Origin of the sequence: Virgibacillus siamensis, assembly GCF_039522605.1 — a bacterium.
Classification (GTDB): Bacteria; Bacillota; Bacilli; order Bacillales; family Amphibacillaceae; genus Lentibacillus; species Lentibacillus siamensis.
The window spans coordinates 57,478-74,658 of record NZ_BAAADS010000016.1 but is presented as its reverse complement, the minus strand read 5'-3'; the positions used below and the strand labels follow the sequence as shown (position 1 = coordinate 74,658).

Annotated in this window: 18 protein-coding genes; 15 read left to right on the top strand and 3 right to left on the bottom strand. The window is 45.6% G+C overall.

The genetic code is table 11. The features are described 5' to 3' along the window. Nucleotides 1–97 precede the first annotated feature (97 nt). From ABD010_RS11550 to ABD010_RS11515, 8 genes are all read left to right on the top strand, one after another. A complete protein-coding gene (locus ABD010_RS11550) occupies nucleotides 98–466 on the top strand; it encodes a DNA-directed RNA polymerase subunit beta (protein WP_343813149.1) in 369 nt (122 codons plus the stop codon). Between the two features lie 108 nt (nucleotides 467–574). Then, a complete protein-coding gene (gene fabZ, locus ABD010_RS11545; protein ID WP_343813148.1) occupies nucleotides 575–994 on the top strand; it encodes a 3-hydroxyacyl-ACP dehydratase FabZ in 420 nt (139 codons plus the stop codon). A gap of 95 nt (nucleotides 995–1,089) precedes the next feature. Further along, on the top strand, nucleotides 1,090–1,392 hold the full coding sequence (locus ABD010_RS11540; protein ID WP_343813146.1) for a hypothetical protein: 303 nt from the start codon (nucleotides 1,090–1,092) through the stop codon (nucleotides 1,390–1,392). A 155-nt stretch (nucleotides 1,393–1,547) separates the two neighbouring features. Beyond that, nucleotides 1,548–2,999, top strand: a complete 1,452-nt coding sequence (locus ABD010_RS11535; protein WP_343813144.1) for an Rpn family recombination-promoting nuclease/putative transposase — start codon at nucleotides 1,548–1,550, stop codon at nucleotides 2,997–2,999. 169 nt (nucleotides 3,000–3,168) lie between these two features. Next, nucleotides 3,169–3,669, top strand: a complete 501-nt coding sequence (locus ABD010_RS11530) for a competence protein ComK (protein ID WP_343813143.1) — start codon at nucleotides 3,169–3,171, stop codon at nucleotides 3,667–3,669. 274 nt (nucleotides 3,670–3,943) lie between these two features. Then, nucleotides 3,944–4,810, top strand: a complete 867-nt coding sequence (locus tag ABD010_RS11525; protein WP_343813142.1) for an efflux RND transporter periplasmic adaptor subunit — start codon at nucleotides 3,944–3,946, stop codon at nucleotides 4,808–4,810. After that, nucleotides 4,807–7,872 (top strand): efflux RND transporter permease subunit, encoded by a 3,066-nt coding sequence (locus ABD010_RS11520; protein WP_343813141.1) that lies wholly within the window; start codon nucleotides 4,807–4,809, stop codon nucleotides 7,870–7,872. The genes ABD010_RS11525 and ABD010_RS11520 overlap by 4 nt, the downstream gene beginning before the upstream one ends. 278 nt (nucleotides 7,873–8,150) lie before the next feature. Then, nucleotides 8,151–8,450, top strand: coding sequence for a hypothetical protein (locus tag ABD010_RS11515; protein WP_343813140.1), 300 nt, complete (start codon nucleotides 8,151–8,153; stop codon nucleotides 8,448–8,450). A 16-nt stretch (nucleotides 8,451–8,466) separates the two neighbouring features. Here the strand turns inward: ABD010_RS11515 and ABD010_RS11510 are convergent, their stop codons facing one another. The 3 genes from ABD010_RS11510 to ABD010_RS11500 all read right to left on the bottom strand — a co-directional run bounded on the left by ABD010_RS11510 (nucleotide 8,467) and on the right by ABD010_RS11500 (nucleotide 10,311). Continuing rightward, nucleotides 8,467–8,904 carry a threonine/serine exporter family protein gene (locus ABD010_RS11510; RefSeq protein WP_343813139.1) on the bottom strand — a complete coding sequence of 146 codons (438 nt, stop codon included), beginning with the start codon at nucleotides 8,902–8,904 and terminating at the stop codon, nucleotides 8,467–8,469. A 15-nt stretch (nucleotides 8,905–8,919) separates the two neighbouring features. Then, nucleotides 8,920–9,660, bottom strand: coding sequence for a threonine/serine exporter family protein (locus tag ABD010_RS11505; protein ID WP_343813138.1), 741 nt, complete (start codon nucleotides 9,658–9,660; stop codon nucleotides 8,920–8,922). Nucleotides 9,661–9,885: 225 nt separating this feature from the next. Then, nucleotides 9,886–10,311: a DUF2935 domain-containing protein gene (locus tag ABD010_RS11500; protein WP_343813137.1), complete on the bottom strand. Its 426-nt coding sequence runs from the start codon at nucleotides 10,309–10,311 to the stop codon at nucleotides 9,886–9,888. 29 nt (nucleotides 10,312–10,340) lie between these two features. Here ABD010_RS11500 and ABD010_RS11495 point away from each other — a divergent pair, with 29 nt between their 5' ends. The 7 genes from ABD010_RS11495 to ABD010_RS11465 all read left to right on the top strand — a co-directional run bounded on the left by ABD010_RS11495 (nucleotide 10,341) and on the right by ABD010_RS11465 (nucleotide 17,053). Next, the gene (locus ABD010_RS11495) at nucleotides 10,341–10,631 is read left to right on the top strand and encodes a hypothetical protein (RefSeq protein WP_343813136.1); all 291 of its coding nucleotides are present in this window, start codon (nucleotides 10,341–10,343) and stop codon (nucleotides 10,629–10,631) included. A 194-nt stretch (nucleotides 10,632–10,825) separates the two neighbouring features. Then, nucleotides 10,826–11,566, top strand: coding sequence for a heme ABC exporter ATP-binding protein CcmA (gene ccmA, locus ABD010_RS11490; RefSeq protein ID WP_343813135.1), 741 nt, complete (start codon nucleotides 10,826–10,828; stop codon nucleotides 11,564–11,566). Next, a complete protein-coding gene (locus ABD010_RS11485) occupies nucleotides 11,544–12,554 on the top strand; it encodes an ABC transporter permease (protein WP_343813134.1) in 1,011 nt (336 codons plus the stop codon). The genes ccmA and ABD010_RS11485 overlap by 23 nt, the downstream gene beginning before the upstream one ends. Before the next feature lie 27 nt (nucleotides 12,555–12,581). Next, complete coding sequence (locus ABD010_RS11480; protein ID WP_343813394.1) at nucleotides 12,582–13,214, top strand: TetR/AcrR family transcriptional regulator; 633 nt, start codon at nucleotides 12,582–12,584, stop codon at nucleotides 13,212–13,214. Between the two features lie 190 nt (nucleotides 13,215–13,404). Next, nucleotides 13,405–14,511 (top strand): glycosyltransferase family 4 protein, encoded by a 1,107-nt coding sequence (locus ABD010_RS11475; RefSeq protein WP_343813133.1) that lies wholly within the window; start codon nucleotides 13,405–13,407, stop codon nucleotides 14,509–14,511. Continuing rightward, nucleotides 14,498–15,388: a UTP--glucose-1-phosphate uridylyltransferase GalU gene (galU, locus tag ABD010_RS11470; RefSeq protein ID WP_343813132.1), complete on the top strand. Its 891-nt coding sequence runs from the start codon at nucleotides 14,498–14,500 to the stop codon at nucleotides 15,386–15,388. The genes ABD010_RS11475 and galU overlap by 14 nt, the downstream gene beginning before the upstream one ends. Before the next feature lie 204 nt (nucleotides 15,389–15,592). Beyond that, nucleotides 15,593–17,053 carry an APC family permease gene (locus ABD010_RS11465; RefSeq protein WP_343813131.1) on the top strand — a complete coding sequence of 487 codons (1,461 nt, stop codon included), beginning with the start codon at nucleotides 15,593–15,595 and terminating at the stop codon, nucleotides 17,051–17,053. The last annotated feature ends 128 nt before the right edge of the window (nucleotides 17,054–17,181 follow it).

Here is a 17,181-nt window from a genome sequence, read left to right as displayed (position 1 = left end):
ATTATAATACAATGTTCGTATCCATTTAATGCACAAACGAGTTGAGAATGGAGCGCATCAACCACATCAGCATGAAGTAAGTAAGGAGTTTGGAACCATGTCAACAAAATTGACCGAAAAACCTGCGGAGAAAAAGCAGAATAAACAGGCTGCCGAACAGGAAAAAGAATTGAATCAGCAGCAGGAAGCAGATACAGCAACTAAAGAACAGCAGGAAGTGGATAAAGCAACCCGCAAAGAACAGAAAAGAAGGCGCAAAGTAGAAAAACGGAACAACCGTAAACCAAGACGACGGATTTTTCCGATTTGGCTGCGCATTATTATAATACTCGTTCTTTGTGTCCTGGCTTTATTACTCGGGGCAATGGTTGGCTATGGAATTGTCGGGGACGGCGCTCCAGGTGATGCACTTGAACTGGAAACGTGGCAGCACATTGTTGATATTGTTTTGAAAAAAGAACAATAAGGATAAGCATGCCCACTCGTCTGGACATGCTTTTTTGCCTTTTTGGACAAATTTGGGCCAGCCATGGTTCCATTTGAAAAAATCTTGCCGGAGAAGGAGAGGAAACTGATGGACATTCAGGAGATTAAAAATACCATTCCACACCGCTATCCGTTTTTACTTGTTGACAAAGTGACAGACATGGAAGAGGGAAAACACATAACGGCAATCAAGAATGTGACCGCGAACGAGCCGTTTTTTCAAGGGCATTTTCCCAATTATCCGGTCATGCCTGGAGTTTTGATTGTGGAAGCACTGGCCCAGGCCGGCGCAATTGCCGTCCTTGGAATTAAGGAAAATCAAGGTAAAATCGGCTTTCTCGCCGGCCTTGATAAATGCCGCTTCAAGCATCAGGTGAAACCGGGTGATCAGCTTGAGCTGAATGTTGAAATCACCCGCATCAAAGGATCAATCGGCAAGGGAAAAGGTACGGCAACTGTCAACGGGAAAGTCGCCTGTGAAGCGGAAATTACATTCGCCATCCAATAGATACGTCATTTAAAAATATTCCTCCTGAAAACAGTATTACATTTCCAATTATGGATAAGCTATAGGCGATAGTGAACATCCAAGGAGGGATAACGATGAACAGGAAAATGCTCATCAAACTTGGTATACCAGTATTGGCACTGACGCTGGCAACCGGGTGTGCGAATGACGATAATCAGGATCCTGCACCGGACGATGAGGCCCCGTTGAACCAGGAAGATAATAATGGGGATCAAAATAATATGGAAAACGATCAGAATAATAATGACATGAATCAGGATCAGGATGGCGATATGAATCAAAATGGCACTGATGATGACGCTGACGACATTAACGGTGGCGATAATGATGGCAATATGGACGATGGCACAAAAGATGACAACGATAATAATCAGTAGTTCGCTATCATTAAAAGGTCTCCTGATCAGCAGGGGGCCTTAAATTTTTTGCACATTTTACGAACGTTTGTTTGCATATTCTTAAAAGTTGTGATAACATAAGAATCAGAAAAGCGTCTTAGTAAGTCTTCATATAACACAAAGGAAGTGTTGATATGGTACTGGCTGAACAAGTTAACGCGAAACCTTCTGAATACACTGCACTAATTCATGTGAAAGAAAACCCGACCGATTACCGTAAATCGAATGAGGATTCAAAAGGAAACGCCAAAACGAGGCTGCTCAAACGTATACCACTGGCAAAATTAATGGATTTAAAAGTGGATTATGCTTTTAAACAACTATTTGGTAACGAAAAGAATAAGGAGATTACGGTTGTCTTTTTGAACGCCATACTACAAAAAACCGGTCGCAACAAAATCAAGGATATTTCATTTGGAAATACAGATTTAGCGAATGAATATGCTGATGATAAAGCGTCCAGACTGGATTTGCTGGTTGTTACCGATGCTGGTGAATGGATTGACGTGGAAATACAGTTTGCGAATAAATATGACATGGTGAAACGCTCCCTTTACTATTGGTCCAAAACGTATCAGCAGCCACTTGAAAAAAGCATGCTATACAGCCAATTGCGTCCCGTAATCGCGATTAATATTTTAAATTTTGACCTTTTCAGTGAAACGAAAAATTTCCATACCACTTTTCATTTACATGAAGACGTGGAAAAGTTTAAGTTAACGGAAGTCATGGAGTTCCATTTTATTGAGATGAGTAAGTTAATTTTGGATTGGAAAAGTGATAAACTGAATCCAAGAGATGATATTCTGGCAAGATGGTTGTTGATGCTGGGAATGGTTGATCGCAGGACTGGAAAAGGCTATGAAGATATTTATTCGGAATTGGAGGAGATTTCCATGGACGATGAATTTTTGCGTAATGCTTTTCAAAACTGGGAAGAGTTAAGTATGACGCAGGAGCAGCGTATCGCATATGAGGGCCGGTTTAGGCGGCTTATGGATGAAGAAGTCTTCCGCCGCAAAATGGAAATAAAGCAACAGGAAATTGAACAATCAGAGCGAAGGCTGGCGCAATCAAGGCAGGAGTTCGATCAATTAAAGCACGAGGTGGAAGATTCGCAGCAGAATTTGAAGCAGAGAAAGCGGGACCTGGAACAATCCAAGCAGAATCTGGAGCAGAGAAAGCAAGGCCTGGAGCAATCCAAGCAGAATCTGGAGCAGAGAAAGCAAGGCCTGGAGCAATCCAAGCAGAGTCTAGAGCAAACAAGACAGGGCCTGGAACAATCCAAGCAAAATTTGGAGCAGAGAAAGCGGGACTTGGAAGAATCGCAACAGAATCTGGAGCAAACAAGGCATGACCTGAATCAATCCAAACAGAACCTGGAACAGTCCAAACAGGAAATGGACCAACGGGAAAAAATGATTGAACAACGCGACACTAAGTTAAGACAAAAGGAAGCAGCGGTTGAACAGAGAATGAATGAGATTGCTCGTAATCTTCTATCCAGAGGCATGAATGTTAAAGCTGTTGCAGAATCCACTGGTTTGTCAGAAGATATCGTTAAAGAAATCAAACAAGGATTATAAAGCCTGACAAATATGTACGGCACCATTGTCATGGGGTTGTACATATTTGCCGGTGAATATCTTTAAAAAGCACGTCCGAAATATGTATTGAAAAAATTTGGAAAAAAGTAATAGCTTATTCGCGGGAAACCTAGTACAATAGTCTTATAACATACTGGGAGGAAGGCATATGACAGCAGCAGACATGTCGCCCGTGTATTTCATTACACAAAAGACCAAGGCAATCCTGAACTTAGAAAACTCAAGCTATTACCGGTCACTAATTCTCGACTACCAGGGGGAACAGCATTCGCGTTATAAGCCGGAGCAAGTTATTGACCATAGTTGTTTACTTGATTTTTCGTCCCTTGATGGGCGCCGCAAGTCGATTCAAAGCATGTTGAAAATACATAGTAAAGTTCCGATTCCGGTTATTCCGAATAAGGGAATTTTTATGCTCCCGACCGCTTCTGTAAAAAATAAGGACTGTGTATGGCTTTCCTACTACCAGATTGAACGCTACGAACAACAAGGTGACCAGACATATGTTGAGTTCATGGATGGAACAGGGTTATATGTGAATGTGTCGGAAAAATCCTTCGATATGCAGTTTAAACGGACGGGTGAAGTGATTGCCAGAATGAGCCGCTCTGTCTTTTTTGAAAAAGGCATCTTTCCGTGGAATTCATGAGAAAACAGAATCGCCTGTTCATTTGGCACTGGGGCTGGACACGGCTTCAATACAAATTCAGGAAAAACTTCCGAATGCCGGGAGTTTTTTTATAAGGTAAAACCGACTGAATAAGAAAAACTTCGGCGGGAATGGTCCCCCCTCAAGCTCCTGAGGAATGTTAATTTTTTAAATGAAACCGAATGCAATGGAAATCGTACTACAGATGAAAACCACCCATTGATAATGTATCATGGAAGAATCGGGTTAATAAACAGGGAAGAGGAGTTCAGCGATGCGAAAAATGCTTTTATTGATAACTTTAGCGGTGTTGGTCTGCGTGCTTGCTGCATGCAATCAAGACAATCAGACAAGTGGGGAAAAAGAAGAAAAGGTGATACCGGTCGAGACGGAAAAGGCAGTTAAGGACGACCTGGTTGTAAAAAAAGATATTTACGGCCGCACTGCGCCGGCAAGCACTGCGCCGGTCATGGTGCAAACGCCCGGCGAAATCATCGAACTGGAAGTAAAAAACGGCGATAAGGTTGAGACGGATGACCTGATTGCAACGATCGACACAGCAAGAGGAAGTCAGCATATTTATGCTTCCACGGATGGTGAGATTGCCAAATTGAATGCCAGTGAAGGCTCCATGGTCTCAACCTCCGAACCGCTCGCGGTCATCGCTGATATGAGTGCGATGGAGTTGACGTTTACCGTAACGTCCGGGACGCAGGATCTTTTCAGTGAGGGAGATACATATACAGCTATTATGAATGATAAAAAATACGACGCGGAAATAACGTCCATCAGCTCGATGCCGGATGATACAGGATTATATCCGGTAACCGCCTCAATTGAAAAAGAGGATAACGACATTCTCGCAGGTATGGTCTCGGTCATGCACGTACCGGAAAAAACAGTGAAAAACACGATCATTGTGCCGACTGAAGCCGTTATGACGGAAAGCGGGCAGTCTTTTGTCTACACCGTACAGGGTGGCAAGGCAGCCAAAGTTAATGTAACCATTCAGGAGACCCAGTCAGACAAAACAGCTGTCAAAGGAGATGTAAAAAAAGGGGATAAAGTGGTAACGAGCGGCCAATTAACCCTGACAGACGGCAGTAAAGTTGAGGCAGTGAAAGCGGGGAATCAATCGTGAAGCTTGTAAATACATCCGTTAAACGGCCGGTCGGCGTCATCATGATTGTCCTTGCAATCATTGCGCTGGGCGTTGTCTCGGTGCGCAACTTAACGATTGACCTGTTCCCGAAAATTGAACTGCCTGTTGCAGTTGTCGCAACCAACTACGGAGACGCCGCCCCGCAAGAAGTGGAAAATTTAATCAGTAAGCCGATTGAATCATCAGTCAGCTCTGTTGAGGGGATTGAAACGGTCCAGTCACAGTCACAGGCAGGATCGTCGCTTGTGATGATGATGTTCAACAACGGCGTCGACCTTGACCAGGCGATGATTGACGTGCGGGAGAGTATTGATCAGGTGAAAGGCATGCTCCCTGAAGAAGCGGGTGATCCGAGCGTTTTACGGTTCAGCCCAGATCAGATGCCGGTCATGTGGGTCGGACTTACCGGTGATGATGCGGCAACACTGACCCAGGTCGCCGAAGACCAGATCGTACCATTTTTTGAACGGCAAGGCGGCGTCGCTTCAGTCACAGTAGAAGGAGCAAAGGAACGCGAAATCCAGCTCATTCTTAATCAGGCTGAACTGAAACAGTATGGGGTCTCTGCACAGACAATCGTCCAGTCATTGAACAATTCCAATCAGTCAGCGTCAGCCGGAGTCGTTAAAAAAGGAAATAAAGACCTGCAGCTTCGTGTGACCGGCGAATTTGAGTCCGTTGACGCGATTAAACAAACGATTGTCCAAACCCCGTCCGGTGCAACAATTCATATTGATGATATTGCCCAGGTGAAGGATACATATAAAGAAGAATCCACCAAAACGCTGGTGAACAGTGAGCCGGCAATTGTCCTGTCGATTATGAAAAAAACGGATGCTAATACGGTGGAGGTTGCTGAAAATATCAATCAGGGCATGACCGAAATTGAAGGCGAAATACCGTCCGATGTTAATCTGAAAACAATCATCGATACATCCGAATTTGTCAAAATGTCGATTAACTCAGTGGTGCAAAATATTATCATCGGCGGGATTATTTCAATTTTCATTTTGCTGCTCTTTTTAAAAAGTATCCGGGCGACGATTGTTATCGGTTTATCCATTCCAATCGCGATTATCTCAACATTTGCGCTGATGTATTTTACCGGCGAAACATTGAATGTCTTGACACTTGGCGGTTTGGCGCTTGGAATCGGGATGATGGTCGACAGCTCGATTGTTATTTTGGAAAATATTTATTCATACCGGAAAAACGGCTATTCATTAGTTGAATCAGCGACAAAAGGTGCATCGGAACTCGCTCCGGCTGTAATTGCCTCTACAACAACAACACTGGTCGTGTTTTTGCCGATTGTGTATGTGGAAGGGATCGCATCTGACTTGTTCACACCACTGGCGTTGGCCGTTTCTTTTTCACTGATTGCGTCGCTTGTGGTCGCCGTCACACTGGTGCCGATGCTGTCGTCAAAATTGCTGTCAAAAGCAATGGAGGAAGACGGACGCCGCTACTGGTTTGACCGCTTGCTCGGGCGGGTCAACAATGGTTACCGCAGTGTGCTGAAATGGGTGCTCGGCCACCGGAAAACAACGGTCGGCGGGACAATTTTGGCGATTATTGCGAGCCTTGCGCTGACACCAATGATTGGTGCGGAGTTCATTCCGTCATCTGATCAGGGACAAATGGAAATCAGCGTCGAAGCTCCCCCGGGCAGTACGCTGGATTATACCAATCAGATTGTCGGACAAATTAATGACGAACTAAAAGAATATGAATCCGTTATCGAAACCAGCTATGTCTCGGTCGGGGGCGGCGGCTTCGGCATGATGGGATCCAGCTCCAACCAGGCAACATTCACGATGCAGCTGATTCCGTCAACGGAACGATCGAAAACAACGAAAGATATCGTGCAGGAAATTAATTCGGACATCGAGCATATTCCAGGGGCTGACATAACGGTAAGTGCCGTCAGCAGCGGAATGAGCACCGGCGATCCGATCCAGATTCAGCTGAACGGACCGGAGCATCAGGTGTTGCGCGAACTGGCGGGAACGATTGTCGATCGGATTTCCGAAGTGGATGGTGTATACAATCCGACATCGGCAGCCGAACAAGGGGTGCCGCAAATGACGATTGCCGTGAATGAGGAGAAAGCTGCGATGCATGGATTGACCCAGCAGCAGATTATCAGCCAGATTCAGCTGCAATTCACCGGCCAGGTTGCCACGAAATATCGGGAGGCCGGCCATGAAATGAACGTGACGATGATGTTTCCGGAAAATGAGCGCAGCACCATCAGTGACTTGCAGAATATGAAGATCACATCGCAAAATGGTGCATCCATTCCGCTCGAGTCAGTTGCTGCGTTTAAGCAGGTCGAGGGGCCGGTCGTATTGCTTCGGGAAAATCAGCAGCCGCAAATGAATGTGACCAGTGATGTGGTGGATCGTGACCTGGCAAGTGTTGTCACAGATATTGAAGCGGAACTCGAGGCGATGAACCTGCCCGAGGGATACAGCTATGAAATTGGCGGGCAGGCACAGGATATGGCCGAATCATTCACGGATTTGTCCATCGCCCTGATATTCTCCATATTCCTGGTTTACGCGGTAATGGCCGTTCAATTCGAAAACTTCCTGTTCCCGTTCATCATCATGTTTTCACTGCCGGCAACCGTTGTCGGGGTTATGACAGGATTATTTATCACGGATCTGCCGCTCAGCATCCCGGCATTTATCGGAATCATTATGCTCGCGGGGATTGTCGTGAACAACTCGATTGTGCTCGTTGACTATATTAATATATTGCGGCGAAAAGGCATGGACCGTTATGAAGCAATTCTCTCAGCTGGACCAAGCCGCCTGCGCCCAATTTTGATGACGACCTTAACAACGATTCTGGCGATGATCCCACTGGCACTTGCACTCGGGGAAGGCGCCGAAATGCAGCAGCCACTCGCCGTAACGATTATTTTCGGACTCGGCATCTCCAGCATTTTCACATTGCTGCTGATCCCGGTTGTCTACACATTGCTGGATGACCTGACCGGAAAAATCACCCGGCGTAAAAGAAAGGCGAAATAATGTTGTGAGGAATTGCTCCCTGCTGCAGCGGCGGGGAGCTTTTGCCTCTGTTTCAAGCCGCATTAGGGGAATTTTTTGTGTGAGGTGTGGAATCCAATCGGGGAAGCACCGAAATAGAGCGAACAGGGCGCGGAATCGAGCGAGAAGGCATCAATTCCAATCGAGCAGCACAGGATACCAATCAATAAAATCTCACATGCATACCATCAAAAAAATCCCTGCTCAATTCACGTGAGTATGCTAAGATAAATCTAAAGGTAGACTAAGGAGAAATCATCATGGTTCTGACACTATCACGAGTTTTGAAGTTTATAAGCGGTGGTGCTGAAGGATTTTTGGGGATTCCGGTAATCGGGGAAGCCTTCATTATCACGACCAACTTTGGTGCGCTGATCATCATGTTCATCCTGCATCTGATGACACTGCTAATTGCACGGAATGAAGGCGGAAGTGTGATCGGCAGTCTCATCGGCATGGCTGCATCGGTGGTCGGGTATTTCGATGCGTTTTTCGGGATGCTCCTGCATTTGGCGGCGGGGCTGACGCTTCTTTTCAATGCGTTTTTTCGGGAAAAATAATCCGGCAGTGCAGCACCTACATGCGGAATTTGACTTTTTTAAACAACTGGTTGGCGACTTCGGTAAACATCAGGCCAATCGCGATTCCGCCTGCCAGCAGCATGACTTTTGCTGAAAATTGCACGGCGGTAAAATAATCATTTTCCACAAAATAGCGCATTGCTTCGTATGCCACACCACCTGGCACGAGTGGGATGATGCCTGAGACATTAAACACGATGACAGGCATTTTGAACGTCTTGGAACAAACCTGGCTTAACACCCCCGCAAGGATTGCCCCATATATCGTTGCGGGTACATCATGCATCCCGCCCAGCGTAAGGAAATAGTACAGGATCCAGGCTGCCATTCCGACAAAACCGCATTGCACAAGCGCATTCCGCGGTGCATTGAACAGCACACCGAACCCGGCCGATGCGATAAAACTTGTTAGAAGATGTGCTAAAACCGTCATTGGTCATGCTCCTTTCTAGAACACAAAAATCACGGCGACCCCGGCACCGATTGCGAATGCAGTCAGTACAGCTTCCGTCCCCTTTGATAACCCTGCAACTAAATGGCCTGCCAGCAAATCGCGAACAGCGTTGGTAATATGGAGGCCCGGCACAAGAGGCATAACCGCACCAATAATAATCCGGTCAAGATTGGCGCCAAAGCCGATATGAATAAATATAAATGCCAAAATCCCAATCAGCACGGATGCCAGAAAGTCAGATACAAAACTGACAGGTATCAATCTGCTGAATCCGAGCATGGCCCCATACGAAACACCACCTGTAATGAAAGCCGGCAAAACATCCGGCCAAATACCACCGAACATAAACGAAAACGCTCCGCTGACAAATGCTGCAGCAATTATTTGCATCCAGGCGGGAAATGAAAAACTGGCGTTATCGATTTCCTGCAACTGTTTTAGTGCTTCATCAATCCCGACCTCGCCGGCTGTGATTTTTCTGGAAACGCTGTTCACCTCCGTAATCTTATGCAAGTCGGTTCCCCGGTTTGAAATCCGAATGAAATTGGTCACCCCGGCAAAGTCCGCCGAAAAGTTAATGCCTGTCGGTGTCGCGTAGCTCTGTGCATTTTCAAGACCATATGCATTCGCAATTCGGTTCATCGTATCCTCGACCCGATATGTTTCTGCACTGCTCTCCAGCATAATCTTACCCGCCAGCATAGAAACCTTTGCAATCAAAATATCATCCTTCACGCCCGACACCACCTTTCCTGTACATATTATAAGTCGAGCGGAGCGTTTTGGAAAGTCATCGTGCTCCGGTTTGAAAAATTCGCGAAAGGTTTTTACCCTGTTTGTTGTTTAGAAAACTTGATTGTCACCAAGCCTTTACGTGACAGCCTTAGTTACACCTATGCAGTAAGAAGTTTTATACTTATCTGTAAAAAAAAGACACCCGGGAAAGGGCGTCCTGCAAGGTTATTTTTCGTATAAAATCGTCTGCGCAATCCCAATAAAATATTCCGATTCATCAACGATATGGTTGATGACAACTTTAGCCGTCTGATTGTTGGCAGCCGCCTCACTTTCCGTTTTCACCTGCCTGCAAAACTGGATGAATGCCACACTTTCCTGCAAACAGAACGATACCAGATCAAGCACCTGCTGATACAGCGCCGGCGCAACTTTATTATTGCTCCTGATCACCGACTCGATAAACCGCTTGACATGCTGATGCGTCGTGTTCAGCACTTCTTCCCAATGCTTGAGCGCATCCACATATTCCTGCTCCAGATTCGGCATCAATTCCCGCATGACCACCGTATGTTCCGACTCCTGCATTTTCCAAAACTCCGCCTCATCCAGCACCCGAAGCGGCATTTGACTTCCATAATAATATTGCATCTACCCAGCCTCCTGATGTTAAAAATTATTTGTCCAATAAAATGTATGCTTATGCGCAGTGGTTCATGCTTGTTTATGAAAAGATGGCTGATGATGGGTGGAGGCTGGTTAATCTCCAGGTAAGCGGGCGGAACATCAACCGCAACCGGTGGAACATCAACCGCACAAGAGGGAACATCAACCGCAACCGGTGGAACATCAACCGCACAAGAGGGAACATCAACCGCAACCGGTGGAACATCAACCGCACAAGAGGGAACATCAACCGCAACCGGCGAAACATCAACCGCAAGCAGCAGAACATCAACCACTGCCAATAATAAATGATCATCCAACTGGTACAAACCATTGCAGGATCATATCACTCGTCAATGCCCCTCCCATAACCACCATACCAGGAGCTGCACCCTATCAGTAGCTCCCGTTTGAAAAACTGCCCTTTACATTCATCTATTAATGCATTACTATATAAGTGAGTAATCACTCACACACTGAAAATAAGGAGGTTTCACACATGTCAACCTTCATCGAAATGAACAACATCGCACACAGTTATAACAAAGAGACCGTTTTAAAAGATGTAAATCTCAACATTCCGGAAGGGCAGCTTTTTGGACTGCTTGGGCCATCCGGGTCAGGAAAAACAACGCTGGTAAAAATACTGATAGGCCTGCTGACGCCCACAAGCGGAACAACTCGGATTGACAATGAAAAAATGCCGTCATTCAGCCTCATGCAGCAAATCGGCTACATGGCACAGGCAGATGCGCTGTACAGTGAATTGACGGCACGGGAAAATCTGCATTTTTTTGCAAGCATTTACCGCATTCCAAAAAAACATCAGAAAGAGCGTGTGACAGAAGCGGCCAGGGTCGTCAATCTTACTGACCATCTGGATAAAACACTGGAGAAATTTTCAGGCGGGATGAAACGGCGCATGTCCCTTGCTGTAGCACTCCTGCACCAGCCGAAACTCCTCATTCTCGATGAACCGACAGTGGGAATTGATCCGGTTCTTCGGGCATCGATCTGGGAGGATCTCCGTGACATGCAGAAACAGGGGACAACGATTGTTATCACTACCCATGTGATGGACGAAGCGGAAAAATGCGACAATCTCGCTCTTCTACGCGATGGATACATCATTGCACATGGCAGTCCCGACGAATTGAAGGAAAAAAGCGATACGGAAACATTAGAAGAAGCGTTTTTGAAATTTGGGGGTGCAAACCATGCGAATACGGGCAATCGTTAAACGGATTATTCAGCAGTTTTTGCGTGACAAACGAAGCATTGCACTCATGATGGTAGCACCGTTGCTGGTCATGACGCTGCTTTGGCTTGTATTGGACACGGAACAGTATGAACCGGCCATCGCAGTCAACGGGGTTCCCGCTCAAATGCAGACAGTCATGGAAGATGCGGACGCTGCCATCACTGAAATGAGTGAATCTGAGGCGGAAGAGGCACTGGAAGATCGGGAAATCGATGCATACCTGAACTTCTCGGACAAAAAAGTAATCATGGAAGGGAGCCAGCCATCCGCGACATCCGCAGTTAACCAGGTAATCAGCCAGGCGGTTAAACAGCTGAATACAAAGGCACCTGACCTTGATGTGGAATTCATGCACGGTTCAGCCGACTTAAATCTGTTTGATAACACTGGCTCTGTTCTGATCGGGTTTTTCGTATTCTTTTTCGTGTTCATCATCGGCGGGGTGTCATTTCTGCGCGAACGTACGCAGGGGACACTGGAGCGGCTTTTGGCAACGCCACTCAAACGCTGGGAAATAGTCTTTGGCTACCTTATCGGGTTCGGCATTTTTATCATTATCCAATCAGCTATCGTTGCAGCATTTTCCATTTATGTGCTGGGCATCTACATGGCAGGTTCTTTTGCAGCGGTACTCGCGATCACACTGCTGCTCGCCATAACCGCGCTCAGTCTCGCAACCTTGCTGTCAGCATACGCGAAAAATGAATTTCAGATGTTTCAGTTCATTCCGGTTGTCATCATACCGCAAGTGTTTTTCAGCGGTGTCTTCCCGATCGAATCGATTGAATGGATTGAAGCGATTGGAAAAATCATGCCGCTGACTTATGGTGCCGACGCACTGAAGGCAATCATGATTCGTGGCGCAGAATTATCCGCAGTATTACCTCAAATCGGAGTGCTGGTCGGCTTTTCCATCGTTTTCATTTTGCTTAATATCGTTGCCCTGAAACAACATCGCACATTATAAAAACAGGAGGGGACACCATTGAACGACATGCTGGAACTATTACGCAATGAAAAAAATATGACCCCCAAACAGATTGAAATCATCCGGGCTGCCATCGAGCTAATTTCGGAAAAAGGTTATTACAACACGTCAACAAGTGAAATCGCCAAACGGGCCGGGGTGGCGGAGGGAACCATTTTCCGCCATTACAAAACGAAAAAAGAGCTGCTCGTTGAAATCGTCACACCGGTCATCACCAATTTTGCCGCACCAATGTTTGCCGAAAAATTTGTTGATCAGGTGTTCAGAACGGACTTTGCTCATTTTAAAGATTTGATGTACGTGTTTATCAAAAATCGTTTTGAATTTGCGCAGTCCAACATTCCGTTATTAAAAATTGTTATGCAGGAGCTTGCATTTCACCCGGAAATCCAGGACGCCTACAAAAAAGTGTTCAAAGAAAAAGTCTATCCGGCTTTTAACCAGACATTGGATTTTTATAAAGAAAAGGGCGAACTGCAAAACCTGCCCAACGAAACGATGATCCGCCTGATTGTCCCCACGATCATCGGCTTCATGATCACCCGCTTCATCCTTCAGCCGGACAAAGACTGGGACGATGAAGCAGAAATCAGGAAGCTCATTACGGTAATTATGGGAGGTGTCGGCAGTAAAGAATGAAGTTGCTGTCACTTGTCGAATCTTGACAAGTGACAGGCACCACCTGAATGCTGTCGGAAATTCTTCGCCCGCACAATCCTTCTTATCCTCTGCAATCAAACTTTAATTTGCCACCCATACCCTTTATTCGATATAATTTAAGGTAATGCATCAACAATGTTCGACAAGTATATATTTTAGGAGATAAATTATGCTTAATTATACTGACCTGGCGATTGCATTTGCTATTTCGCTTGTTGCAACGTTCCTGCTGACATATCTTGTAAGGAAGCTTGCCTTTAAACTAAAGGTGGTTGATTTTCCGAATCACCGTAAAATACATAAAAAAGTGACACCAAGGCTGGGAGGTCTGGCTACTTTTGTCGGGGTGTTTTTAGGGATGCTTTATTTGCAGCCGCATCATGAGCATCTTTTGGAAATTTCGCTTGGGGCCATTGTTATTATCATTACCGGTGCACTGGATGACCGGTATCAGATCAGGCCGGTCATTAAACTGGCAGGACAGCTGATTGCGGCGTCATTTCTGATTTCATCCGGGCTCATTATCGAAAACATTACGATCCCGATTATTGGCCTGGTTGACCTTGGTTTCTTTAGTGTGCTGATTACGATATTGTGGATCGTCGGCATCACCAACGCCATCAATTTAATTGACGGCCTGGACGGGCTTGCCACCGGGGTTACGACCATTGCCCTGATCAGCATGTTTGTGATGGCGCTGATCGATATGCAAAGCATGCTGGCCGCATATATGTGTATCGTCCTGATTGGCTCCAACCTGGGCTTTTTGTTCCACAATTTTTATCCCGCAAAAATTTACATGGGGGATACCGGCTCCAACTTTCTGGGTTATATGCTCGCCGTGGTGTCCATCCTCGGGTTGTTCAAAAATATTGCCTTGTTCAGTTTCATTATTCCGGTGATTGTGCTGGCGGTGCCAATCTTTGACACAGCATTTGCCATTATCCGGCGTGCCTATAACAAGGAGAATATTATGATGCCTGATAACAAGCATGTCCATTATCAGCTGCTTTCCAAAGGATTCAGCCACCGGAAAACGGTACTGATCATTTATGCGTTCAGCGCGCTTTTCGGTGCCATGGCAATTCTGTTTTCCAAAGCATCCCTTTTTACGGCCCTGGTCATCACATTCTTTGTACTGGCGCTGATTCACCTGCTTGCCGAAGTAAGCGGCATTGCCTGGGGTGGAAGGCGTCCGATTATTGATACGATACAACGCGGATTGAAACGAAAAGAAAAAAATTCCGGAAAGGAGAATGAAGATGGGGCGTATTAAAAAAGCGATCATACCCGCGGCGGGACTGGGCACACGGTTTCTTCCGGCAACAAAAGCAATGCCTAAGGAAATGCTGCCAATCGTCGACAGACCAACTATCGAATACATTGTGGAAGAGGCGATTGGATCAGGTATTGAAGACATTATTATTGTGACCGGTAAAGGAAAACGGGCGATTGAAGATCACTTTGATAAATCATTTGAGCTTGAAGAAAACCTGATCAAGAAGGAAAAATTCGACCTGCTGGAACGAATACAGGCGAGTGCCAAAATCGATATTCATTACATCAGACAAAAGGAACCAAAAGGACTTGGTCACGCAATTTGGTGTGCCCGGAAATTCATCGGAAACGAGCCATTCGCCGTGCTGCTTGGTGACGACATCATCCAAAACGATAAACCGGGCCTCAGCCAGCTTATGCAAGAATATGAAAACACAAGTTCAGCTGTCATCGGGGTAAAAAAAGTTCCTGAAAATGAAACACATCGTTATGGTATTATTGATCCGATGGAGAAGTTCGGCAAACTCCATCAGGTCAAAAGCTTTGTGGAAAAGCCGGAACAGGGAACAGCACCATCAGATCTCGCTATCATTGGCAGATATATCCTGACGCCGCAAATTTTTGACTTCCTGGACGACCAGAAAATTGGTGCAGGTGGTGAAATTCAGCTGACCGACGCCATTCAGGAACTCAATCGGATCCAACGTGTATTTGCATTGGAAATAGAAGGGAACCGGTATGACGTTGGTGAAAAACTCGGATTCATCGAAACGACCTTGGAAATAGCTTTAAAGCGGGATGATTTGCGGGAGCCGTTAATGCAATATTTGGAGGAGCTTTATGAAAGACTTTTAAAACAAAGAGAAAAGATATAAACACAACTTGTAAACAAGACACGGCAAATGCTTACGTCTTGTTTTTCTTTATTTGAAAGCAAATTTTAATCTCTAATGTATTTCACAGCCAATAACGCTGAATTATTAACGGTATCCCGGTGTACATTAGTAATAGAGCTTTTGTGAAAACTGCCGATTTTTGATATTTTAGAGTGGTTATATAAAAAAAGAAGGAGACGAAGCATGGAAGAACGACAGACACTGAAACAATCATTGAAGCCACATTGGGTATGGGCGATTGCGCTTGGATCCTCAATTGGCTGGGGCGCGTTCGTACAGCCGACAACCTGGATGGAAGGATCCGGTCCGCTTGGCGTCATCATTGGCTTCTGCATCGGCGCACTTCTTATGATGCTTATTGCTGTAAGTTACGGTTTTTTGATAAAAAGTTTTCCGGTTTCAGGCGGGGAATTTGCCTATGCATTTATAAGCCTGGGACGTACACATGCATTTATCTGCGGATGGTTCTTGACACTAGGCTACATATGTATCGTAGCACTGAACGCGTCTGCATTTTCACTCATGTTTAAATTTGTTTTCCCGCCGTTGATTGAAAACATGCATTTGTATCAGGTTGCCGGCTGGGATGTTTATTTTACGGAAATCCTCATTGCATCGGTCACATTGGCTATATTCGGATATTTTAATATTAAAGGGACAGGGCTTTCCGGTCAGATGCAGTTTGTATTCTGCACAATTATGGTGATTGGTGTAATAGCCATCACATTTATGGTCGGTATACAGCCAGGAGCAGGGCTCAATAATGTAGCACCGCTGTTCCCGACAGAAACAACTACATTTGCAGCGATCATTTCGATTGTTGCCATCGCACCATGGGCCTATGTCGGCTTTGATAACGTACCACAGGCCGCGGAAGAATTTCATTTCTCATCCAGAAAGGCATTTATGCTGATTATCCTGGCCATTTTCTTTGCAGCCCTGTTATACAGTCTGATGATCATTGCAACATCGATGATTGCTCCATGGCAGGATCTGATTGCCCAAAATGAAGTGTGGGGAACAGGAGCAGCCATTCAGGATCTGCTCGGAACGATGGGACTCGTTATTCTGATGGTGGCACTGACCATGGGCATCTTCACCGGACTAAACGGTTTTATTATTTCATCAAGCCGTTTAATGTTCGCTATGTCGCGTGCCAAAATATTGCCGGACGTATTTTCCAAATTGCACCCGAAACATAAGACCCCATACGTCGGCATTATTTTCACGGTTATTGTCGCAATGCTCGCACCGTGGTTTGGTCGCGAGGTGCTCGGCTGGGTCGTTGATATGTCATCCATCGGCGTAACGATTGCGTATTTCTATACGTGTTACACGGCATTTTCACTGTTCAAATGGTCCAAAGGCAGGGAGTTCAATCCCAAAAAACATGTTGTTGCACCATTGAAAAAAACAATTGCCGGGCTTGGCATGCTTGCAAGTATTACATTCCTGGGACTGCTGCTTATCCCCGGCTCACCAGCGGCACTAGGCATGGAATCCATGATTGCATTAATTGCCTGGATTGCACTCGGATTCATTTTTTACTTAACGAAACGAACCGAGTTTAACAAAATTCCAAAAGAAGAATTGAACTACCTCATTCTTGGGAATAAAAAAGTGGAAGCGAAGAATAGAGGCTAAGACAAAAAGACAAGCGTGGTTCACACCATGAAAATTGGTGAAGGATCACGCTTTTTTACGTATATCCAAATCTGAACACACCAATAATTGACTGCAAAAGAACTTTTCATTTATGGCGTTGTAGTATA